The following is a 21,342-nucleotide window of genomic DNA, read 5'->3' as shown; positions in this document are numbered from 1 at the left end:
ACACGCGGCAAGTTTGTAGCTGCAAGCTTGAAGCCCAAGGTTGTTGCTTGCCGCTTATGGCTGCTTTTCTTTCAAAAACGCGACACGAGAATGTCGCTTATCAGATAGTTCGCCCTCTAACGGTGCGCTTGTCTTGTGAAATCTGTAATCTAGCCGCCTCTTTTTGCGTCTGCGTCCCATAAGGATGCTGCGCGCTAAACGGGTCAGTCTTATACGGACTGACAGCATTTCCCTCACCCATAAGGGAAATCCCTCTCTAAATTCCGATTCAGTAGTGTGGTATTTCCTTAATGAAAGTGTTGAAAGGCCAGGACATTCTGGCACTTGGATTTATGACGTTCGCCCTGTTCGTCGGGGCTGGCAACATCATCTTCCCGCCTATCGTCGGTTTGCAGTCCGGGCCTCATGTCTGGATGGCGGCGCTGGGTTTCCTGATTACGGCAGTCGGTCTGCCGGTGGTCACAGTCGTAGCCCTGGCCAAGGTCGGCGGTGCGATGGATACGCTGAGCAGCCCGATCGGCAAGATCGCCGGTGGCCTGCTGGCGGCATCGGCTTATCTGGCGGTAGGGCCGTTGTTCGCGACGCCGCGGACCGCCACCGTGTCCTTTGAAGTGGGCCTGGCGCCATTGACGGGTGAAAGCCCGCTGGCGCTGTTCCTTTACAGTTCGGTGTATTTCCTCCTGGTGTTTTTCGTCTCCCTGTACCCAGGTCGCTTGCTGGATACCGTTGGGCGCTTCCTGGCACCGTTGAAAATCATCGCCCTGGCGGTACTGGGTATCGCTGCATTCGCCTTGCCTGCCGGTGATATCGGGGTTGCTACCCCGGAGTACGTCGCCGCGCCGTTCTCCCAAGGCTTCGTCAATGGCTACCTGACCATGGATACCCTGGGTGCACTGGTGTTCGGCATCGTTATCGTCAACGCCATCCGTTCTCGCGGTATCGAGTCGCCACGCCTGATCACCCGCTACGCAATCATCGCCGGCCTGATCGCCGGGGTGGGGCTGGCATTGGTGTACATCAGCCTGTTCCGCCTGGGTGCGGGCAGCCATGAAGTGGCGGCGGGTGCCAGCAACGGCGCCGCGGTATTGCACGCTTATGTGCAGCACACCTTCGGCTCCCTGGGCAGCGGCTTCCTTGCGGTGCTGATCTCCCTGGCGTGCCTGGTGACTGCGGTCGGCCTGACCTGCGCCTGCGCCGAGTACTTCAGCCGGATCCTGCCGCTCTCCTACAAGACCCTGGTGGTGATCCTCGCGCTGTTCTCGCTGGTGGTGTCCAACCTGGGCCTGACCAAGCTGATTGCGTTCTCGATCCCGGTGCTGACCGCGATCTACCCGCCGTGCATCGTTCTGGTGGCCCTGAGCTTCTGCAAGGACTTCTGGTATGAGGAGCGGCGCATTGTCGGACCGGTGATGCTGGTGGCGTTTGTGGTGGGCGTGATTGACGCGCTCAAGGGCACGCCGTGGGCGCACAAGATTCCGCCGGCATTGTCCGATATGCCGCTGAGCGCGCAAGGCCTGGCCTGGCTGGTGCCTGCATTCAGCGTTCTGGTGTTCGCCTTCTTGTGCGATCGCCTGCTGGGTAAGCGCAGCGACGCCCTGGCCTGAGCCCCCCTTGATGGCCGGGTTGCCACGAGCGACCCCGGCGCAGGAATGAACATGCCCCGCATCCATCGATGCGGGGCATTTTTTATGGGCGGTGCAGGGTGTCTTTTTCTCAGGTGCAGCGTCGAAGCAGTTCGGGTCTGTTCTTACCTTCTGCCAACGCTCTTGTAGGGAAATGCATGTCGTTTGTTCAAGCCAACCTGATCCATATTCTTGCGGCCCTGTGGTTTGCCATCTGCTGGGGCGGCTACACCCGCTACGCCACCTGGAAGGGGCGCGATACGGCGTGCCTGGCCAGCGTGCTGCATTTGTACCGCGAAGACTGGATGCGGCGGATGCTGCTGCGTGACAACCGCATCGCCGACGCCAGCGTGATCGGCAACCTTGAGCGCAACGCCTCGTTCTTCGCTTCCAGCACCCTGATTATCCTGGCGGGCATCCTCACTGTGCTGGGCGCGTCTGAACGTGCAGTGTCGCTGCTGGCGGACATTCCCATGGTCCAGCAGGCGTCCCAGGGTATGTCGGAGATCAAGCTGCTGTGCCTGGCGCTGGTGTTTGTCTATGCCTTCTTCACTTTCAGTTGGTGCATGCGCCAATACAACTTTGCCGCGATCCTGGTGGGCTCGGCACCGATGATCGGTGAGCGGCATGTCTCCGAGCAGGAGCGCAAGGCATTCGCCTCGCGGGCCGCACGGGTGATCTCCATGGCCGCCAACCAGTTCAACTTCGGCCTGCGCTCCTATTACTTCGGCATGACCATGCTGGCCTGGTTCGTCAGCCCCTGGCTGTTCATGCTGATGAGTGCCGGGGTGGTGTTTGTGCTCTATCGGCGTGAGTTCCATTCCGATGTGCTCGACGTTATGGTCTATACCCCGACCGAGGCGCCGCTTGCGGAGTCCGCCAAGGACGCAGGCTGACGCGGGTTTTCATATTCAGCTAAACAGGATGTTGCCGATGACGCAGTCGAGTGCCTTCAAGCTGCTGCTTTTATGTGTGCTGGTGTTGCCGGGATGCCGAGTTCAGACCTTGTACCTCAATGGTGAAGGTTCCGCCGTGGTGGTGGACGCCCTGACGGCTGAGCCCATCGCCCAGGCGCAGGTGAACTTTTGCGGGGTCAGGCGGGTGACGGGTGATGACGGTGCTTTTCATGTCGCCGAGAAAACCGATTGGGAGGTGGTGAACTTCCTGGCAGGGCGCTCGCCACTGGATAGCAAGCGGCCGTGCTTCGTGAGCATCGTGGCCCCGGGTTACCAGGCCAGGCATTGGGAAGGGCCTTTCGACAGGCGTTATGAATTTCCTGTGCGCCTGCTCCCGGCGGGCAGCCACTTAACTTATAAGGTTGCCGAGCATTCCACGGTGGATGTTCCGTTACAGGTCGAACCCCAGGCCGATGAGGTATTTGTTCCGCGATAGGCCTGGTCGCCATTAGTTGGCGGGGAGGGTGACTGAATCGTTTTACTGGTGTTATCGATCGGCATTAGTCGTCGCTGTATCAACTTGCAATGAAGCAATCTTTGCAGTGGCGCCACTGGATAACTTGACCCATAAAAAAACCCGCACTAAGCGGGTTTTTTTGTTGCTCTAAAACCGTATTAGTTGGTTTTAGGTGCAGCTTCCGGAGCGGCTTCTTGAGCAGCAGCCTTATTCGATTCAGCCTGATCTTTGGCAGCTTCGGCGTTTTCTTTTGCCGCCTCGTTCACCTTATTCTGAGCTTCGTTCATTTTCTGTTGGGCTTGCTCAGCATGTTGGTTGGCATCTTGAGCTTTGTCCTCGGATTTTTTATCGCAGGCAGCGAGACCGAGGGAAGCGGTCAACATCAAGGCAATAGCTAAAGTCTTACGCATGGGGTGTTTCTCCTTAGTGAAGATATCTTCTGGCCTTTCGAACACAGCCCAACAGGTTAAGTTCCTTGAGACTCACAGATATATTAAGTGCTCAGCGCAGGGAACTTTTACAGCCCCCACCAATTGCCAAGTTTCGACATTAAAAGAGAGTTCAGCCCATGGCGCAAAACCCCATTTTTGAGCGTGCGACGCGATTTCTTTCGGCGTTGCGGCACTGCCAGGTCCTGGGGATGTGCGTGCACAGCGCCTCGACGGACGGCATTACCGTGACCCTGCCCTACAGCCCGCAGATTGTCGGCAATCCGCAAACCGGGGTGATTCACGGTGGCGCACTGACCTCATTGATGGACACCGCCTGCGGCATGGCCATCCTCTGTGTGCTGCCGGAGTTCGAGGTCTGCCCGACCCTCGACCTGCGCGTCGATTACATGCACCCCGCCGAGCCGCACAAGCCGGTGTATGGCTTCGCCCAGTGCTACCGGGTGACCCGTGACGTGATCTTCACCCGCGGCTTTGCCTATCAGGACGACCCCGAACAACCGGTGGCCCATGCCGTCGGCACTTTCATGCGCATGGGCAAGGGACTCAAGGGAACCCGGGGCTTCACCAGCGCGATCAAGGACGGTGCAGCATGAGCGACGACTTCAAGGAACAACTGCAAACCGCCCATGAGCAGGGCGACTATGCGTCGCTGCTGCACTTGATTCCCTACGCCAAACTGATCGGCATCGAGTGTTCGCGCCTGGGCGACGAATTGCTGTTTCGCCTGCCGGCCAACAAAGACAACATCGGCAACCCCTTGCTGCCGGCGATTCACGGCGGAGTGATTGCGGGCTTCATGGAGTTGGCCGCTGCCTTGCACCTGTTGGTTTTCACCGGCTCGCCCGGGGTGCCGAAGATTATCGACTTCTCCCTGGACTACCTGCGGGCCGGGCAATTTCGCGATACCTACGCCAAATGCCAAGTGTGCCGCCAAGGCCGACGGGTGGCCAACGTCGCGATTACCGCCTGGCAAAGCACCCAGGCAGAGCCCATCGCCACGGCGCGGGCACATTTCAAGATTGAAGAAAGCCCCAGCCCTTGAAATCCCGGCCACAGCCCCCAACTTTGATGACATCCCGCCGTTAGCCCCGTAGGCACGGCTTATGCCATCTGATTGGAGTTTGATGACCATGAGTGTGGAAACTCAAAAAGAAACCCTGGGCTTCCAGACCGAGGTGAAGCAACTGCTGCACCTCATGATCCATTCGCTGTATTCCAACAAGGAAATCTTCCTTCGCGAATTGATCTCGAACGCCTCTGACGCAGTCGACAAATTGCGCTTTGAAGCCCTGTCCAAGCCCGAGTTGCTGGAAGGTGGCTCGGAGCTGAAGATCCGTGTGAGTTTCGATAAAGACGCCAAGACCGTCACCCTCGAAGACAACGGCATCGGCATGAGCCGTGAAGACGCGATCACCCATCTGGGCACCATCGCTAAGTCCGGCACCGCAGACTTTATGAAGAACCTGTCGGGCGACCAGAAAAAAGATTCGCACCTGATCGGCCAATTCGGTGTGGGCTTCTACTCGGCCTTTATCGTCGCCGACAAAGTTGAAGTGTTCAGCCGTCGCGCGGGCCTAGACGCCAGCGAAGGCGTGCACTGGTCGTCCAAGGGTGAGGGCGAATTTGAAATCGCCACCCTCGACAAGGCCGACCGTGGTACCCGCATCGTGCTGCACCTGAAATCCGGTGAAGATGAATTCGCCGACGGTTACCGCCTGCGCAACATCATCAAGAAATACTCCGACCATATCGCGCTGCCGATCGAACTGCCGAAAGAACAGGCAGCCGCCGAAGGCGAAGACAAGCCTGCCCAGGAATGGGAAGTGGTCAACCGCGCCAGCGCCCTGTGGACCCGTCCTCGCACCGAGGTGAAGGACGAGGAATATCAGGAGTTCTACAAGCATATCGCCCACGACTACGAGAACCCGCTGAGCTGGAGCCACAACAAGGTCGAAGGCAAGCTGGAATACAGCTCGCTGCTCTACGTACCGGCACGTGCTCCGTTCGATCTGTACCAGCGTGAAGCGCCCAAAGGCCTGAAGCTGTACGTGCAGCGTGTGTTCGTCATGGACCAGGCGGAATCCTTCCTGCCGCTGTACCTGCGTTTCATCAAGGGCGTGGTCGACTCCAACGACCTGTCGCTGAACGTGTCGCGGGAAATCCTGCAGAAAGACCCGATCATCGACTCCATGAAGTCCGCACTGACCAAGCGCGTGCTGGACATGCTGGAAAAACTGGCGAAGAACGAGCCTGAGCAATACAAGGGCTTCTGGAAAAACTTCGGCCAGGTGATGAAAGAAGGCCCGGCTGAAGATTTCGCCAACAAGGAAAAAATCGCCGGCCTGCTGCGCTTCGCCTCCACCCAGGGTGAAGAAGGGGAGCAAGTGGTGTCCCTGGCCGAATACCTGGCTCGCGCCAAGGAAGGTCAGGACAAGATCTACTACCTGACCGGCGAGACCTACGCCCAGGTCAAAAACAGCCCGCACCTGGAAGTCTTCCGCAAGAAAGGCATCGAAGTGCTGCTGCTGACCGACCGCATCGACGAGTGGCTGATGAGCTACCTCAACGACTTCGACGGCAAGAGCTTTGTCGACGTGGCGCGTGGCGACCTGGACCTGGGCAACCTGGACTCCGAAGAAGAGAAGAAAGAAGCCGAAGAAGTGGCCAAGGCCAAAGAAGGCCTGGTTGAGCGTATCAAGACTGCGCTGGGCGATGCCGTCAGCGAAGTGCGGGTTTCCCACCGTCTGACCGATTCTCCGGCGATCCTGGCCATCGGTGAGCAGGACCTGGGCCTGCAGATGCGGCAGATCCTCGAAGCCAGCGGTCAGAAGGTTCCGGATTCCAAGCCGATCTTCGAATTCAACCCGGCTCACCCGCTGATCGAGAAACTCGACGGCGAGCAGAGCGAAGAGCGTTTTGGCGACTTGTCGCACATCCTCTTCGACCAGGCAGCCCTGGCTGCCGGCGACAGCCTGAAAGACCCGGCGGCCTATGTCCGTCGACTGAACAAGCTGTTGGTTGAACTGTCGGTTTAACTGCGTTGCAAGAAAAACCCGCTTCGGCGGGTTTTTTCATTCTCGTCCTCTCAGCTGGAGAACATGATTAATGAGCCAAGTCACTCTGCGTTCCGTGGTCTATCAGGTCGATGGCCAGTCTTATGAAAGCCGGCTGGCATTCGACGCCAGCCATAAGGGCGCGCGACCGGGCCTGTTGATGGCGCCGAACTGGATGGGCGTCAGCGCCGGTGCCGAGCAGATCGCCGAAGCGGTGGCCGCCAAGGGCTACGTGGTGCTGGTGGCTGACTTGTACGGGCAGGCAGTGCGGCCGAGCAACGGTGACGAAGCCGGCGCCGCGATGATGCCGCTGAAGAATGACCGCGCTCTGTTGCGCAAACGCATGCAGGCCGCCTTTGAAGCCTTGCAGAGCCAGGGCGAGGCGGCGGTGGACAGCTCCAGGCTGGCGACCTTTGGTTTCTGTTTTGGTGGCTGCTGCTCGCTGGAGCTGGCCCGCACCGGTGCGCCGCTGAAGGCCGCGGTTTCGTTCCACGGCACCCTGGATACGCCGAACCCGGCGGACGCCAACAACATCAAGGGTTCGGTGCTGGTGCTGCATGGCGCAGCCGATCCGCTGGTGCCGAAGGAGCAACTGCCGGCCTTCGAGGCGGAAATGGATGCCGCAGGCGTCGATTGGCAATTGCTCAGTTACGGTGGTGCGGTGCATTCCTTCACCGATCTGCATGCCAACGTGCCGGGCAAGATGATGTACGACGCCAAGACCGCCAGCCGCGCCTTCACCTCAATGCATAACCTGCTGGATGAAGTGTTCAAGGCCTGACGCCTGAGCGAGCGCCGGCAAGCCCTCGGTTTGCCGGCTTGGGCTTTTTTGCCCGGGGAGCGCCCTTGCATCCCGGGCTGGCGGTGAATGGAGCAGGATCAGCGCCTGCTCGGCGGCAATTCGATGCGCTCGCTTTCTCCCGGTACCTGTGGCCAGTCGCCGGCCGCCCAACGTTGGCGAGCTTCATCGATGCGTGCCGGGTCACTGGCAACGAAGTTCCAATTGATGCGCCTTGGCCCGTCCAGCGGCGCACCGCCCAGAATCACCCCATGGCAGTCACTCTGGGCGCAGAGCGTCGCGCTTTGCCCGGGTTCAAGCACGATCAGCGTGTGGGGTTGCACCGCTTCGCCATCCAGTTCGGCATCGCCATCCAGCACATACAGCGCGCGTTCCTGATGTTCGGCCGGGATCAGCAGGCTGGTTGCCGTTTGCAGCTGCACCTCGGCATACAGGGTCGGGGAGAGCACTGGCACCGGGGATTCCAGGCAAAAGCCGCTGCCGGCAATCATGCGGATCTTCACCCCCAGCACCTCGCTGACCGGCAGGCTGGCGGCCGGGTGATGGCTGTAATGCCCGGGGCCCTGCTCATGCTCCTTGGGCGAGGCCAGCCAGACTTGCAGCCCGTGCAGACGGAAGCCGCTCTGCTTCAAGGCGTCGGGCGTGCGTTCGACGTGGGCGATGGCGCTGCCGGCGGTCATCCAGCTGACGTCCCCCGGGTTGACGAGCTGGTCTGAGCCGAGGCTGTCCTTGTGCTGGATCTGGCCTTCGAACAGGTAGGTGAGGGTGGACAGGCCGATATGGGGGTGCTGGCGGATATTCATGCCGCTGCCGGCCGGGTAGGCGGTGCTCAGCATATGGTCGAAAAACACGAAAGGCCCGACGCTGCGGCATTGTGCCGAGGGCAGGGGGCGCAGGATGGGTTGGCCTTCGACGTCCTCGGCGCGGGGACGGATTACGATCGATGTGGGCATGGGGGCATTCCAGGCTGAGCGGGTCATGCCCGAAAGCATAACCCGCCGCTGAGGCCCGCGCCGCTACTGGCTGAAGGCGCCTTCGGAGAGGTGGGTCTCGATGCTGACCTCGGTCGTGGTCATCAATTTGTGCACGGGGCAGCGATCCGCCACCTGATGCAACTCGTCACGCTGGGCGTCGGTCAGCACGCCCTTGAGGGTCAGCTTGACGTGCAGCGCGTATTTGCCTTTTTGCTCCTGGCTGCTGTCGTGCTTGACCTCCACCGTGACCCCGGTCAGCGGGATGCCCTTCTTGTGGGCGTAGAGCTTCAGGGTCAGGGCTTTGCAGGCGCCCAGCGCCGCGTCGAAGTAGTCGTGCGGGTCAGGAGCCGAACCTTCGCCGCCCAGGGTCTTGGGCAGGTCGGTAAACAGTTGATGGTCATCGATCTGGATGCTGTGGCGAAAACCTTCGCTGGACTCGGTATTGACGGTAATGGTCATGGCAAACCTCAGGCAGTGATGAAACTAGGACAGGCTTCAAAGGTGCTGAAGTTATAGAGCATTGCGCTGCCGCTGCGTTCCCCTTTTTATGAACCGCAGCGCCTCGGGGCGGGTCTATCCTGCTCGGAACGACTGGAGATTGCCCCGTGCACTGGACTCACCTGACTGCCCTGCTGTTGCTGCTGCCCGCGGCCCTGACCCAGGCCCGGGACTACGCCTACAGCGATGCGCACCTGCATTACGTGGACTTTTTCCAGGAGTCGGCAGGCATGGATAAGCTGCTCCAGGCCATGGCCGACAATCGCATCGAGCATGTGATGATTTCCGGAATTCCGGTGGCCAAGAAATGGCATGAGGATGAACCCAAGCGCCCGCGTTACTACGCCGGCGATGACGCCGATGCCTACTGGTACAGCGCCACTGACGTGATTGTCGCGGCGGCGGTCAACAAGCTGACGCCCGAGCAGCGCCAGCACTTTCATCCGTTTCTTGCGGGTTTCAACCCCAATGATAAAAACTCCGCGGCCCACATCCAGCGCATGCTCGATCTCAACCCGGGCCTGTGGCAGGGCATCGGCGAGGTCTTCACCCGCCACGACGACCTGACCGCGCTGACCTCCGGCGACACGCCGCGGGCCAATAACGAAGCCATGACCCGCATCTATCACCTGGCGGCGGAAAACGATCTGCCGGTGATGCTCCATTCCAATATCACCTCCAAGCGCGAGCGCAACCCGCTGTATCTGGCGGAGGTCGAAGAGCCGCTGCGCAACCATCCCCACACGCGTTTTATCTGGGCCCATGCCGGCACCAGTGCGGAGATTCATCGGCACCAGGTGCAGCTGGATTTTCTGCTGCCGACCCTGGCGCGAATGCTCGAGGCCTACCCCAACCTGTACGTGGACCTGTCCTGGAGCGTGCTCACGCCTTATCTGCTGGATGACAAGGGCAAGCCCCGCCCTGAATGGCTGGCGCTGGTCCAGCGCTTTCCGCAGCGCTTCATGCTGGGGTCCGATGTGGTCGGGCGTTTCAACAAGTTGGGCCAGGAGTTGCGTAGTTTCGAGCCGTTTCTCGATGCCTTGCCGCCGGAGGTGGCGCACAAGGTGGCGCGGGACAACTTCCTGGCGATATTGCCCCGCACCGTGGCTCGCTGAGCGCCGCTGCTTGGGAAGAGGCGAGTGCGCCAGGCGCGCCTCAGACTGTCATCAGCCTGTCATGCCTGCGTCATAGGCTCGCGCCATCTCAATCAAGGAGCGCGATATGCACCTCACCCGTTTTAGCGCGTTGGCCGCGCTGATGATGCTCAGTGGCCTGGCCAGTGCCGAAGTCCGTGTCGAAGGCCCGGTGGAATATGGCGTGTTCAGCGGGCCCAAGGCCGAGTTGCAGTCGGGCGAGCGCGTGCTGCGTCGCAGCAACGAAAAAATCCAGCAGACCGAAGTGGTCCCGGCCAAGTTGGGCAGCAAGTTCGGCCTGCGTTATTCGCTGGTGGGCAAAGTGGCCGATGACGTGCCGCTGACCCTGCTTTACCTCACGCCAGGGATCCGCACCCCTGACGGCCTGCGCCATGACAAGTTCGAAGTCACCCAGAAGCTGGTGCCCGGAGCACCGCAGGATGTGATGGCCTACGAATTCACCGAAAGCCATGAAGTGATACCAGGCGAATGGCATTTTATGGTGTTCCAGGGCGATCGTTTGCTGGCGCAGCAGCGTTTTACCGTACGCTGAATCGATTGAGCCCTGGTATGGAAGTGCTAGGGCGTTTTGATATCACGTTTTTGTCTTACGCAAAATTTCCAAGGGCCGATACCTTCTAAAGCAGCCAGCTGCATGGCGGATGCAGCGCTCTTGGAAGGAACCAGAGGATGAGTATCAGAAGTCTCAATATCGCGCCGCGTGCAGGCCTTGGTTTTGGCTTGCTGGCGCTGATGGTGTTCGGCCTGGGGATGTTCGCCCTGATGCAGATGTCGAACATGCGCCAGCAATCCGATGAGGTTGACAACAACTGGCTTCCCAGCGTGATGGCGGTTGGCGAGATGAATCAGGATCTGCTGCGCCTGCGGGCCCTGACCATGCGCTTGCTGGTCAATCGCGATCCCCAGGCCCTGGCCCAGAACGAGGGCAAACTCAATGACATCAAGCGCGGCCTGAGCATCGCCCAGGACCGCTATGCCGCGCTGATCGTATTGCCCGCGGAGCGCGTGCTGTTTGATCGCTTCAAACAGATCGAGCGCCAATACCTTGAGCACCAGAGCCAGGTCATGGCGTTCTCTGGCCAGGGCCGGGTCGAGGACGCGGTGGCGGTGGTCAATGGCGAGATGAGCCAACTGGCCGACGACATGACCCTGACCCTGAACGAGCTGATGGCCTTGAACAAGCTGAACGCCAACCAGGCCACCGAACTGGCGCGGGCGGTATTCAGCAACTCCCGGGTGTGGGTGATCGGCATGATCCTGGTGACCGGGCTGGTGACCATCGCCCTGGCGCTGCTGCTGACCCGCAGTATCGTGCTGCCGCTCTCGCAATCGTTGAATGTGGCCGAGGTGGTGGCGGGCGGCGACCTTACCGGGGATATCACCATCAGCGGCAAGGACGAACCGGCGCGCCTGTTGCAGGCACTCAAAACCATGCAGCACAACCTGCGCGAGACCATCCGCCGGATTTCCGACTCTTCCAGCCAACTGGCGTCCGCCTCGGAAGAACTCAGTTGCGTGACCGAGGATGCGACCCGCGGCCTGCACCAGCAGAGCCTGGAAATCGAGCAGGCGGCGACGGCGGTCAACCAGATGACGGCAGCGGTGGAGGAGGTGGCAAGCAATGCGGTGGCCACGTCCGAGGCATCGCGAGAATCGGATCGGATTGCCCAGCACGGTCGCGAGCAGGTACATCAGACGGTGCTGTCGATCGAGGCCCTGGCCGAGGATGTGACCGCCAATGCTTCACAAGTGGAAGATCTGGCGCAGAAGGTCTACGGCATCAGCAAGGTGCTGGATGTGATTCGTTCGATCGCCGAGCAAACCAACCTGCTGGCGCTCAATGCGGCTATCGAGGCGGCGCGCGCTGGCGATGCCGGGCGCGGTTTCGCGGTGGTGGCTGATGAGGTGCGGGCCCTGGCCCATCGCACCCAGCAGTCGACCCAGGAAATCGAACAGATGATTGGCGGCATTCAGCAGGGCACCGACCAGGCTGTCAGTTCCATGCAGCACAGCAACACCCGTGCCCGCTCAACCCTGGAAGTGGCCAAGGCCGCTGGCACGGCGCTGGAGGAGATCGCCTCGGCGTTCACCCTGATCAATGAGCGCAATATCGTGATTGCTAGCGCATCGGAGGAGCAGGCGGCCGTGGCCCGGGAAGTGGACCGTAATCTGATGAACATCCGGGATCTGGCGTTGCAGACGTCGGCCGGCGCCAACCAGACCAGTGCCGCAAGCCAGGAGCTGTCGCGCCTGGCGGTGGACCTCAACAGCATGGTGGCGCGCTTCTCGGTGTAGGTCGCGGCCCAGGAAAGGGCATTGTCCCAGGCATAAAAAGCCCCGAACCAGTCGGGGCTTTTTCATGGAGCCAAGCTGCGAGGCTTACTTGCCCTGCCAGCGTTTCAGGACCAGGGTGGCGTTGGTGCCACCGAAGCCGAAGCTGTTGCTCATCACGGTGTTGATGGTGGCGTTTTCGCGAGTCTTGGTCAGGATCGGCATATCGGCCACTTCCGGATCCAGTTCGTCGATGTTGGCCGAACCGGCCATGAAGTTGCCTTCCATCATCAGCATGCAGTAGATCGCTTCGTGAACGCCGGCGGCGCCCAGGGAGTGACCGGACAGGCTCTTGGTGGAGCTGATGGCCGGAGCCTTGTCGCCGAACACTTCACGCACGCCCTTCATTTCGGCAACGTCGCCGACCGGAGTCGAGGTGCCGTGGGTGTTCAGGTAGTCGATCGGTGCGTCAACGGTGGACATGGCCATCTGCATGCAGCGGATGGCGCCTTCGCCGCTTGGAGCCACCATGTCGTAGCCATCGGACGTTGCGCCGTAGCCCACGATTTCAGCGTAGATCTTCGCGCCGCGAGCCAGAGCGTGCTCCAGCTCCTCGACCACGACCATGCCGCCACCGCCGGCAATGACGAAACCGTCACGCTTGGCGTCGTAGGCGCGGGAGGCTTTTTCCGGGGTTTCGTTGTACTGGCTGGACAGGGCGCCCATGGCGTCGAATAGGAACGACTGGCTCCAATGTTCTTCTTCACCGCCGCCGGCAAACACGATGTCCTGCTTGCCCATCTGGATCTGTTCCATGGCGGTACCGATGCAGTGAGCACTGGTGGCGCAGGCAGAAGCGATGGAGTAGTTCAGGCCCTTGATCTTGAACGGGGTGGCCAGGCAGGCGGAAACGGTGCTGCTCATGGTCCGCGTGACGCGGTATGGGCCAACGCGCTTGACGCCTTTTTCGCGCAGGATGTCCAGCGCTTCCATCTGGTTCAGGGTCGACGCGCCACCGGAGCCGGCGATCAGGCCGGTACGCGGGTTGGAAACCTGCTCTTCGGTCAGGCCGGAGTCGGTGATGGCGTCTTTCATGGCCAGGTAGGCGTAAGCCGCCGCGTGGCCGACGAAGCGATAAATCTTGCGATCGATCAGTTCTTCGAGGGGCAGGTCAATGGAGCCGGAAACCTGGCTACGCAGACCCATCTCGGCATATTCCGGGTTGAAGCGGATGCCAGGGCGACTTGCACGCAGGTTAGCGGAGACGGTCTCTTTGTCATTGCCCAGGCACGAAACAATGCCAAGACCTGTGATAACGACGCGGCGCATGCGGATAACCCTTAGAAGTTGTCAGTGGAGGTGAATACGCCGACCCGGAGGCCTTCGGCGGTGTAGATTTCGCGGCCGTCGACACTGACCGAACCATCGGCGATGGCCAGGTTCAGCTTGCCTTTCAGGACGCGCTTGATTTGGATGTTATAGGTGACTTTCTTGGCAGTCGGCAGGACCTGGCCGAAGAATTTCACTTCGCCCGAACCCAGTGCGCGACCGCGGCCTGGCAGACCCTGCCAGCCAAGGAAAAAGCCAACCAGCTGCCACATGGCGTCGAGGCCCAGGCAGCCCGGCATTACCGGATCACCTTCGAAGTGGCAGGCGAAAAACCACAGGTCTGGAGTGATATCCAGCTCGGCGACCAATTCACCCTTGCCGTACTTGCCACCCTCTTCGCTGATATGGGTGATGCGATCCACCATCAGCATGTTCGGGGCGGGCAGTTGCGCGTTACCTGGGCCGAACAGCTCACCGCGACTGCAGCGCAGCAGGTCTTCCCGGGTAAAGGCGTTTTGTTTGGTCATGCGAGCTCCTCAATAGTCCCATGCGGCAGGTGGGGCAAATCTTACCGGCCGATCGAAGCCTTCATGCCTCGAACCGGCAGCCTACTCATAGACTATTGCGTTGTGGTGAAAGTCACAGCACAAGGAACATGAATGTACACTTGTGCACTGAAAATTTAAAACCGGCCCGTTTCCGGGTCCGTTCGGGTGCCTAAGACTGCCGCACTTTCGCCCTTCACGCCAGTCGTAGCAGTACGAAAACCGCTTCTCAGCGCACCCAGCGTTGGAGAATTTGCTGCAAATCCGTGCGTTTGAACGGCTTGGCCAGGTAATCGTTCATTCCAGCCGACAGACAGGCCTCGCGATCACCCTGCAAGGCGTTGGCGGTCAGGGCGATGATCGGCAGATCGGCACAGCCGGGCAGTTGGCGGATCTGCCGGGTGGCTTCGTAGCCATCGATCAGCGGCAGCCGGCAATCCATCAGAATCGCTTCGAATATCAGACTCTCGGCACTGCGGATCGCCTGGGCGCCGTCGGTGGCGATGCTCACGGTAAAGCCCAGGCTGCGCAACATGGCCTGGATCACGGTCTGGTTGACCGGGTTGTCTTCCACCAGCAGCACATTGCGGCCCTCGCCGTGGGCGTTGCCGGCGTGGGCCCGTGGTGCCAGCACCGGCAGGCTCTGTTGAAACCGTGCCAGGGGAATTTCCAGGGTGAAGACCGAGCCCTGGCCCTCTTCACTCTGGGCGCGCAGGGTGCCGCCCATGCGTTCGGCCAGGGTGCGGGCGATAGGCAGGCCCAGGCCGGTGCCGCCATAACGTCGGGAGATCGAACTGTCGGCCTGCTGGAAGGCATCGAACATCAGCTCCAGGCTTTGCGCGCTGATGCCAATGCCGCTGTCGCGCACGGTGCAGGTGAACCACAGCAACTCGTGATCCAGCGCCTGCCACTGCGGCTCGATGCTGACACTGCCTTTCTCGGTGAACTTCAAGGCGTTGCCCACCAGGTTCACCAGGATCTGGCGGATCCGCGTCGGGTCGCCCTTGACCTGCAAAGACTCCATGCCGGGCGGGATCTGCAGTTGCAGGTCGAGGCCGCGCTGCGCGGCGTTGTGCTGGAAGGCCTGGGCCGAGCTGATGATCAGCTCCGACAGGTTGAACGCAATATGTTCCAGCTCCAGGGCCGAGCGCTCGATGCGCGAGAAATCGAGAATGTCGTTGATCACCTTGAGCAGGTGCTCGGTGGATTCGGAGGCCAGCGCCGCGTATTCGGCCTGCTCCTCGGTCATTTCGGTGGTTTCCAGCAACTGCAGCATGCCCAGCACGCCATTCATCGGCGTGCGCAGTTCGTGGCTCATCATCGCCAGGAAGTCCGATTTGGCGTTGTTCGCGCGCTCGGCTTCTTCCCGGGTCTGGATCAGTTGCGCCATGGCCTGGTGCTGCTCGCGGCTGGCCAGCTCCAGGCCGGCGGCGAGGTTGTTGATGTGCCGCGCCAGGTCGCCCAGCTCGGCGTCGTCGACAATGGGCAGCGGCGTCTTGAAGTCGCCTTCCTGGATCGCCTTGACCGCCTGGCCCATGGCACTGATGGGCTGCGACAGGCCGGCCGCCAGGCGCCGCGCCAGGAGAAAGGTGAACAGCAGGGCAAACAGCGCCAGCACGGCGGCCTTGAGCAGGATTTCCTGCTGGCGCTGGCTGAAGGCGTCGTTCGACATGCCGACGATGACCCGGCCCAGGTACCCGTCGCCCAGGGTGCCGAGGTGGCTGTCTTCATTCTGGAAGAAGTCGTTCTGCACCTGGATCCGCTGCAGGCGTACCGGCGCCTGGAACACCTTGACCTGTTGCGAGCGGTTGTCGGCCTCCGACGGCTGTTCGACGTAGACCAGGATGTTGTTGGCGCTGTCCTGGACTTCCAGGAAGCGCACATGGGGCGTGGCCAGGGTGGCTTTGAGCAGGCTTTCGAGCCCCTCGCTGTTGCCCGAGATCACCCCGTACTCGGTGGCGGGTGCCAGCTGGTTGGCGATCAGTTGGCCGGTGTGGTTGAGCTCCTGGCGCAAGTCCTGGATCCGCACGAAGGTGAAGAAACTGATCAGCAGCAACGTCAGCAGCAGGGCCGGGCCAAGGCTGATGACCTGAGTGCGGGTGTTGATGTCCCAATGGCGACGCAAACTCATGGGCGTTGTTCTCCTTCGGCCAGTCGGCGCGCGACGGACGTCTCGTCAATTTCTTCGATACCCAGTGAGCGAGCCACCTGCGGGTTGCTCAGTACCTTGAAATCCCTGGGGTAGAGCGCTCCAGGCCAGCGCGCCGGGGGCTGGTCGAGCAGGTTGTTGAGGGTGTGCAGCCAGTCTTGCTGATCGCTGTAGGTACTGGCCAGGCTGCCGGCCCTGACGAAGCCGGCGTTCGGGCCGACCAGCGCCAGGTGGCGGGCGTAGCTGCTGAGCAACAGGTTCTTGGCGGTCTTGGGGTTGTACAGCAGGGGATCGTCCAGCCCCAGCAGGACGTCGCTGTTTTTCAGCAGGGCCTGCAGCGGCCGGCTGTCAGCGGTGCTATCCCAGCGCTCGGCAACGATTTCCAGCCCCAGGCGGGCGGCGGCGCTGTCCAGTTCCTTGAGCAGAAACTCGCTGTGGGCGCTATACAGCACGCCGACTCGCCTGACTTGGGGCAGGACGCTTTGGATCAGGCGCAATTGCCGGGCCAGCGGCGGATCGCTCCACAGCAGGCTGAGGCGCGGAGTTCGGCTGATTGCCGGGTGTTTTTCGGCTTGCAGGCGGCTGATGCGCAGCACCAGGGTCCATGGACCCTGGGCATCCTGCAGGCGCCAGTCGAGGCTGGGTGGGTCGAGCAGGATCAGCCGGGTATTGCTCGGCAGGCGGCTCGGGGCGGGCAGGTCGTGCAGGGCGACGAACCGTACGTTGTCCATCGGCCGTTGCCGGGCCAGTTCCTGGGTGAAGGCCTGGACGCCGAGGCTGTCTTCGCTGGCCGTCAGCAGAACCGAGGCGGCCCAGGCCGGCGCCGCGCCCCACAGGCTGGCCCATAACGCCAGGCAGGCGAGCAGCTTGCGGCCCACAGCGGACGTTACCCGTGACTGAGCCCGGCCCATGTCAGAACTCCAGCTCCGCGCTGAAGTACAGGACGTGACGCTGGTCGTAATAGTTGTCGCTGAAGGTTGTCGGCTGTTTATCCAGGCGTTGCTGGAGCATCGCGGCCAGCTCCAGGTTGGCCTTGCCCAGGGTCAGGTGCTTGGCGACGCGGCTGTCCACCCGTTCGAAGCGATAGCCGTTGAGCGCATTGTCGCCATAGTAGAAGAGCGCGCTCGACCAACCCTGACCCCAATCGCGCAGCCAACCCGCCGAACCACTGTTGCTGGCGGTCTGGCGCTGGTCCAGGCGATTGCTGGCCTCGGCATGCACATAGGCGTAGGTCAGGCGCAGCCGGTCGGCGCGGCTCAGGTGCCAGTCCAGCTGGCTCTCGGTGCCGCTGAAGCGCGAGCTGTTGGCATTGCTGGCGATGTACTGATTGTTGCGCAGGGGCTCGCTGACCATGCCGGTGATTTCGTCATAGAACAGTTTGACGTCGAGGTTGAGCCCCAGGTCGACGAAAAAGCCGTTGTAACCCAGCTCCCGCGAACGCATGTGTTCCTGGTCGAGGTTGCCCGGGCCCCGGGTCTTGACGAAGTACTCGGCGCTGGGCTGGCCGTAGGCGCGAGGGCTGAGGCCGGTGACCCGGTAACTCCAGTTGACGTTGTTCTCGAACATGTCCGGTGAGCGGATCGCTTCCGAATACACCGCACGCAGGCCATGGCGCGGGTTGATCAGGTAGTTGAGCGCGACCCTCGGGGTCAGCGAGCTGCCGGTCAGTTGGCTGTTTTCAAACATGGCTCCGCCCTGCAACAGCCAGTGTTCGCTGGCGCGCCATTCAAGCTGGCCGAACAGGCGCCAGGTGGTGTCATCGAGGGTGCCATTGAAGTAGGTCTCGGAGTCCGCCCGGTCATAACGATAGTTCATGCCGCTGACCAGTCGCAGGCTGTCGGACAGGCTCAGGGTGTCTTGCAGTTCCAGGTCGTAGCGGGTTTCCCGGGCGCTCTGGTCGATGTTGCCGCACACGGTCTGGCTCGCGCCGGCCTGCCACTGGGCCAGTACCTGGTTGGCCAGGGCCTGTTCGTCGCTGCGGCCGGCCGGTGCACCGCTGCCGAGGTAGCTGGGAATATTGCGCGCCAGGCGCTCGGCGTAATTCGGGTTGAGCTGCCAGAGGCGGGTCAGTTCGGGGCTGAACGAGATCTCGGCATCGCAGGCGCGCCAGGTTTGCTGGCGGTCCCAGTGCTGGGCCGAACCCTGGATGTACAGGCTGTGCCTGGGGTTGAGGTCGAGGTTCCAGCGCAAGGAACTGGCGTAGTCCTTGGCCGCCACATCGGAGTCCTTGCCGGTCTGGGTGATGCCGGCAAACACCGGCCGGTAGGTATAAGGACGCTGGTTGCTGCCTTCCTTGGCGCTGAACTGCCAGTCGATGCTCTGCCGCTCATCGAGCATCTGCCCCAGGGCCAGGCTGATGCGGTTCAGGCGCCTGCTGTCGCGGTAGTCGGCGCCGCTGCGGTCGGAGTCGAAGCCGTCGTCTTCCTGGCCGGACAGCGACAGCCGCAGGTCGCCGCTGTCCCAGCCGGTGCCCTGGCTGGCGTACCAGTCGCTGATGCCGCGCTGGCCGCGGGTCATCTTGAGCCGGGTGCCGTGGCTGTCGGCCGGGGCGCGGGTAATGATGTTGACCACCGCCATCAGCGCGTTGGCGCCGTAGCTGACGGTGTTGGGGCCACGGAAGACTTCGATGCGCTCGATGTCTTCCATGGCCACCGGGATATCGCTCCAGTCCACGGTCGCCAGGCCCGCGCGATACACCGAGCGGCCGTCGATCAGCACCTGCATGCGTCGCGCTTCGCTGGCGCTGGTGCCGTGGTAGTTGACCGCCGCCTGGTTGCCGTTGATGGCACCGACCATCATCCCCGGCACCAAGCGCAGCAGTTCGCCGATATCCCGCGAACCGCTGGCCTTGATCAGCTCGCTGTCGAGCACCGTCATGCTCCCGGGCACCGCTGCCGGGGACTGCTTGAGGCGGGTAGCCGTCAGCACTTGCGGCAGCGGCTGGTTGTCCACAAACAGGTCGTCGGCCAGCGCCGCAGCACTGAACAGCAGTGCCAGGAGCAACGACGAGGGGCGGCGGGGAGGGCCAAAACGCACGGTACAGCCTTGAATCGCAATAATGGCCGCGCATGTTAACCGAGATGGTTGAGTTTTCCAGTCGATAGCCCGACATTCCCTGATCGAATCCGGCAGATCCCGACATTTCGCGCTAATTGTCCCAGGGGCTGGTAGGCGCAGGACTGCCCCGTATAATGCCGCCATCGCCACTGGTATGGATTGACGGATTGCATATGACTGAACAGCGCCCTATTGCGGTCCTGGGAGGCGGAAGTTTTGGTACCGCCGTGGCAAATCTACTGGCCGAAAACGGTCATCAGGTGCGGCAGTGGATGCGCGATCCCGAGCAGGCCGAGGCCATTCGGGTCAATCGCGAGAACCCGCGCTACCTCAAGGGCATCAAGATTCATCCGGCGGTCGAGCCGGTCACCGACCTGCTGGCCACCCTCGGCGAATGCGACCTGTGCTTTGTCGCGCTGCCGTCCAGCGCCTTGCGCTCGGTACTGGCCCCCCATGCGCAACTGCTCAGCGGCAAATTGCTGGTGAGCCTGACCAAAGGCATCGAAGCCCAGACCTTCAAGCTGATGAGCGAAATCCTCCAGGACATCGCCCCCCAGGCGCGGATCGGCGTGCTCTCGGGGCCGAACCTGGCCCGGGAAGTGGCCGAGCATGCGTTGACCGCCACCGTGGTCGCCAGTGAAGACGAAGAACTGTGCCAGCGTGTGCAGGCCGCGCTGCATGGGCGCACTTTCCGCGTGTACGCCAGTGCCGACCGTTTTGGCGTCGAGTTGGGCGGGGCGCTGAAAAACGTCTATGCGATCATCGCCGGCATGGCGGTGGCGCTGGGCATGGGGGAAAACACCAAGAGCATGCTGATCACCCGGGCGCTGGCGGAAATGACCCGCTTTGCCGTAAGCCAGGGCGCCAACCCGATGACCTTTCTCGGCCTGGCCGGGGTGGGTGACCTGATCGTTACCTGCTCTTCATCCAAGAGCCGCAACTATCAGGTCGGCTTCGCCCTGGGCCAGGGCTTGAGCCTGGAAGAGGCGGTGACCCGCCTGGGCGAGGTGGCCGAAGGCGTCAACACGCTCAAGGTGCTCAAGGTCAAGGCCCAGGAACTGGGGGTGTACATGCCGCTGGTAGCCGGGCTGCACGCGATTCTGTTCGAAGGGCGTACGCTGAACCAGGTGATCGAGTTGCTGATGCGTGGCGAGCCGAAAACCGACGTCGACTTTATCTCCACCAGCGGATTCAACTGAAAGCAGACAGGAGCTAAACATGAACGATAGCAATTCCGAAGCCAAATACGAGTCGATCCTGCTGCGGGTCCTGTGGATGCTGGTGTTTCTGCTGGTGTGGCAGGTAGCGCAGTTCATTCTCGGCGTCCTGGTGCTGGTGCAGTTGATCTATCGCCTGATCTACGGCGCGCCCAGCGCCAGCCTGATGAACTTCGGCGACAGCCTGAGCCAGTTCCTGGCGCAAATCGGCCGTTTCGGCAGCTTTCATACCGATCAGAAACCCTGGCCCTTTGCCGACTGGCCGGCGCCGCGCACCCCTGAAGGCGAGGCGCCCCATGCCGTGCCGCCGGCCCCGCATCCGGCTCGCGACGAGGAGCCCAAGCTATGAAGCTCTGGGTGTTGCGCCACGGCGAAGCCGAGCCCCACGCCCGCAGCGATGCCGAGCGCAACCTGACTGACCATGGGCGCAAGGAAGTCCTGAGCAGTGCCGCGCAATTGATCGGTCAGCCCATCGACGCGATCCTCGCCAGCCCGTATGTGCGGGCCCAGCAGACCGCCGAGCTGGTGCGCGAGGCCCTGGGCTTCGAGGCGCCGATCCGCACCGTGCCCTGGCTGACACCCGACAGCAACCCGCTGACCGCGCTGGAGCGGCTCGACTCCGCGGACAACCTGCTGCTGGTCAGCCACCAACCCCTGGTGGGCAACCTGATTGGCTTGTTGCAGCATGGCCACCTGCGCAGCCCACAGGCGATGGGCACGGCCTTCCTTGCCGAGCTTGAAGGCGACTGGCCACTGGCCGGGCTGATGGCGCTCAATAGCCTCAGGCAACCCTAGCGGGACAGCCCTGT

At 61.8% G+C, this 21,342-nt stretch carries 21 protein-coding genes; 13 read left to right on the top strand and 8 right to left on the bottom strand.

Going from position 1 to position 21,342, the window contains the following annotated elements; all coding sequences use genetic code 11:
- Positions 1 to 290 precede the first annotated feature (290 nt).
- From brnQ to CF161_RS24015, 3 genes are all read left to right on the top strand, one after another.
- Positions 291 to 1,604 (top strand): branched-chain amino acid transport system II carrier protein, encoded by a 1,314-nt coding sequence (brnQ, locus tag CF161_RS24025; RefSeq protein WP_020299221.1) that lies wholly within the window; start codon positions 291 to 293, stop codon positions 1,602 to 1,604.
- 176 nt (positions 1,605 to 1,780) lie between these two features.
- Positions 1,781 to 2,518, top strand: a complete 738-nt coding sequence (locus CF161_RS24020; protein ID WP_020299220.1) for a DUF599 domain-containing protein — start codon at positions 1,781 to 1,783, stop codon at positions 2,516 to 2,518.
- A 37-nt stretch (positions 2,519 to 2,555) separates the two neighbouring features.
- A complete protein-coding gene (locus CF161_RS24015; RefSeq protein ID WP_020299219.1) occupies positions 2,556 to 3,014 on the top strand; it encodes a hypothetical protein in 459 nt (152 codons plus the stop codon).
- A gap of 179 nt (positions 3,015 to 3,193) precedes the next feature.
- Here the strand turns inward: CF161_RS24015 and CF161_RS24010 are convergent, their stop codons facing one another.
- On the bottom strand, positions 3,194 to 3,445 hold the full coding sequence (locus CF161_RS24010) for a hypothetical protein (protein WP_020299218.1): 252 nt from the start codon (positions 3,443 to 3,445) through the stop codon (positions 3,194 to 3,196).
- Between the two features lie 158 nt (positions 3,446 to 3,603).
- Here CF161_RS24010 and CF161_RS24005 point away from each other — a divergent pair, with 158 nt between their 5' ends.
- The 4 genes from CF161_RS24005 (at position 3,604) to CF161_RS23990 (ending at position 7,321) form a co-directional block, all read left to right on the top strand.
- The gene (locus CF161_RS24005) at positions 3,604 to 4,080 is read left to right on the top strand and encodes a PaaI family thioesterase (protein ID WP_020299217.1); all 477 of its coding nucleotides are present in this window, start codon (positions 3,604 to 3,606) and stop codon (positions 4,078 to 4,080) included.
- On the top strand, positions 4,077 to 4,529 hold the full coding sequence (locus CF161_RS24000) for a PaaI family thioesterase (RefSeq protein WP_020299216.1): 453 nt from the start codon (positions 4,077 to 4,079) through the stop codon (positions 4,527 to 4,529). Before CF161_RS24005 ends, CF161_RS24000 begins: the two co-directional genes overlap by 4 nt.
- An 88-nt stretch (positions 4,530 to 4,617) precedes the next feature.
- Positions 4,618 to 6,522: a molecular chaperone HtpG gene (gene htpG, locus CF161_RS23995; protein WP_020299215.1), complete on the top strand. Its 1,905-nt coding sequence runs from the start codon at positions 4,618 to 4,620 to the stop codon at positions 6,520 to 6,522.
- A gap of 70 nt (positions 6,523 to 6,592) precedes the next feature.
- Complete coding sequence (locus tag CF161_RS23990) at positions 6,593 to 7,321, top strand: dienelactone hydrolase family protein (protein WP_020299214.1); 729 nt, start codon at positions 6,593 to 6,595, stop codon at positions 7,319 to 7,321.
- Positions 7,322 to 7,419: 98 nt separating this feature from the next.
- On the opposite strand, the gene CF161_RS23985 is transcribed toward CF161_RS23990, so the two are convergent.
- Both CF161_RS23985 and CF161_RS23980 read right to left on the bottom strand, forming a co-directional pair.
- On the bottom strand, positions 7,420 to 8,292 hold the full coding sequence (locus tag CF161_RS23985; protein WP_020299213.1) for a pirin family protein: 873 nt from the start codon (positions 8,290 to 8,292) through the stop codon (positions 7,420 to 7,422).
- 63 nt (positions 8,293 to 8,355) lie between these two features.
- Complete coding sequence (locus CF161_RS23980) at positions 8,356 to 8,772, bottom strand: OsmC family protein (RefSeq protein ID WP_020299212.1); 417 nt, start codon at positions 8,770 to 8,772, stop codon at positions 8,356 to 8,358.
- A gap of 146 nt (positions 8,773 to 8,918) precedes the next feature.
- Between CF161_RS23980 and CF161_RS23975 the strand changes: the two genes are divergently transcribed.
- From CF161_RS23975 to CF161_RS23965, 3 genes are all read left to right on the top strand, one after another.
- Positions 8,919 to 9,926, top strand: a complete 1,008-nt coding sequence (locus CF161_RS23975; RefSeq protein WP_020299211.1) for an amidohydrolase family protein — start codon at positions 8,919 to 8,921, stop codon at positions 9,924 to 9,926.
- Between the two features lie 106 nt (positions 9,927 to 10,032).
- On the top strand, positions 10,033 to 10,497 hold the full coding sequence (locus tag CF161_RS23970) for a DUF3859 domain-containing protein (protein ID WP_020299210.1): 465 nt from the start codon (positions 10,033 to 10,035) through the stop codon (positions 10,495 to 10,497).
- 137 nt (positions 10,498 to 10,634) lie between these two features.
- The gene (locus tag CF161_RS23965) at positions 10,635 to 12,260 is read left to right on the top strand and encodes a methyl-accepting chemotaxis protein (protein ID WP_020299209.1); all 1,626 of its coding nucleotides are present in this window, start codon (positions 10,635 to 10,637) and stop codon (positions 12,258 to 12,260) included.
- An 84-nt stretch (positions 12,261 to 12,344) separates the two neighbouring features.
- On the opposite strand, the gene fabB is transcribed toward CF161_RS23965, so the two are convergent.
- From fabB to CF161_RS23940, 5 genes are all read right to left on the bottom strand, one after another.
- Positions 12,345 to 13,565, bottom strand: coding sequence for a beta-ketoacyl-ACP synthase I (fabB, locus tag CF161_RS23960; RefSeq protein ID WP_020299208.1), 1,221 nt, complete (start codon positions 13,563 to 13,565; stop codon positions 12,345 to 12,347).
- An 11-nt stretch (positions 13,566 to 13,576) separates the two neighbouring features.
- Entirely contained in the window at positions 13,577 to 14,092 is a 516-nt protein-coding gene (fabA, locus tag CF161_RS23955; RefSeq protein ID WP_010211704.1) for a 3-hydroxyacyl-[acyl-carrier-protein] dehydratase FabA, read from the bottom strand.
- A 247-nt stretch (positions 14,093 to 14,339) separates the two neighbouring features.
- On the bottom strand, positions 14,340 to 16,241 hold the full coding sequence (locus CF161_RS23950) for an ATP-binding protein (RefSeq protein WP_020299207.1): 1,902 nt from the start codon (positions 16,239 to 16,241) through the stop codon (positions 14,340 to 14,342).
- Complete coding sequence (locus tag CF161_RS23945; RefSeq protein WP_043230260.1) at positions 16,238 to 17,170, bottom strand: ABC transporter substrate-binding protein; 933 nt, start codon at positions 17,168 to 17,170, stop codon at positions 16,238 to 16,240. Before CF161_RS23945 ends, CF161_RS23950 begins: the two co-directional genes overlap by 4 nt.
- A 1-nt stretch (position 17,171) precedes the next feature.
- Positions 17,172 to 19,295: a TonB-dependent siderophore receptor gene (locus CF161_RS23940; RefSeq protein ID WP_020299205.1), complete on the bottom strand. Its 2,124-nt coding sequence runs from the start codon at positions 19,293 to 19,295 to the stop codon at positions 17,172 to 17,174.
- A 194-nt stretch (positions 19,296 to 19,489) separates the two neighbouring features.
- Between CF161_RS23940 and CF161_RS23935 the strand changes: the two genes are divergently transcribed.
- Genes CF161_RS23935 through sixA form a run of 3 tightly spaced genes read left to right on the top strand, consistent with a single transcriptional unit; the run spans position 19,490 to position 21,328 of the window.
- Positions 19,490 to 20,515, top strand: coding sequence for an NAD(P)H-dependent glycerol-3-phosphate dehydrogenase (locus CF161_RS23935; RefSeq protein ID WP_020299204.1), 1,026 nt, complete (start codon positions 19,490 to 19,492; stop codon positions 20,513 to 20,515).
- Positions 20,516 to 20,534: 19 nt separating this feature from the next.
- Positions 20,535 to 20,882, top strand: a complete 348-nt coding sequence (locus CF161_RS23930) for a DUF4389 domain-containing protein (protein WP_020299203.1) — start codon at positions 20,535 to 20,537, stop codon at positions 20,880 to 20,882.
- The gene (gene sixA, locus CF161_RS23925) at positions 20,879 to 21,328 is read left to right on the top strand and encodes a phosphohistidine phosphatase SixA (RefSeq protein WP_020299202.1); all 450 of its coding nucleotides are present in this window, start codon (positions 20,879 to 20,881) and stop codon (positions 21,326 to 21,328) included. The genes CF161_RS23930 and sixA overlap by 4 nt, the downstream gene beginning before the upstream one ends.
- The last annotated feature ends 14 nt before the right edge of the window (positions 21,329 to 21,342 follow it).

The organism is Pseudomonas sp. CF161, assembly GCF_000416215.1.
Lineage (GTDB): Bacteria > Pseudomonadota > Gammaproteobacteria > Pseudomonadales > Pseudomonadaceae > Aquipseudomonas.
Note: the sequence above shows the minus strand (reverse complement) of the source record. Positions and strands in the feature narration are given on the sequence as shown.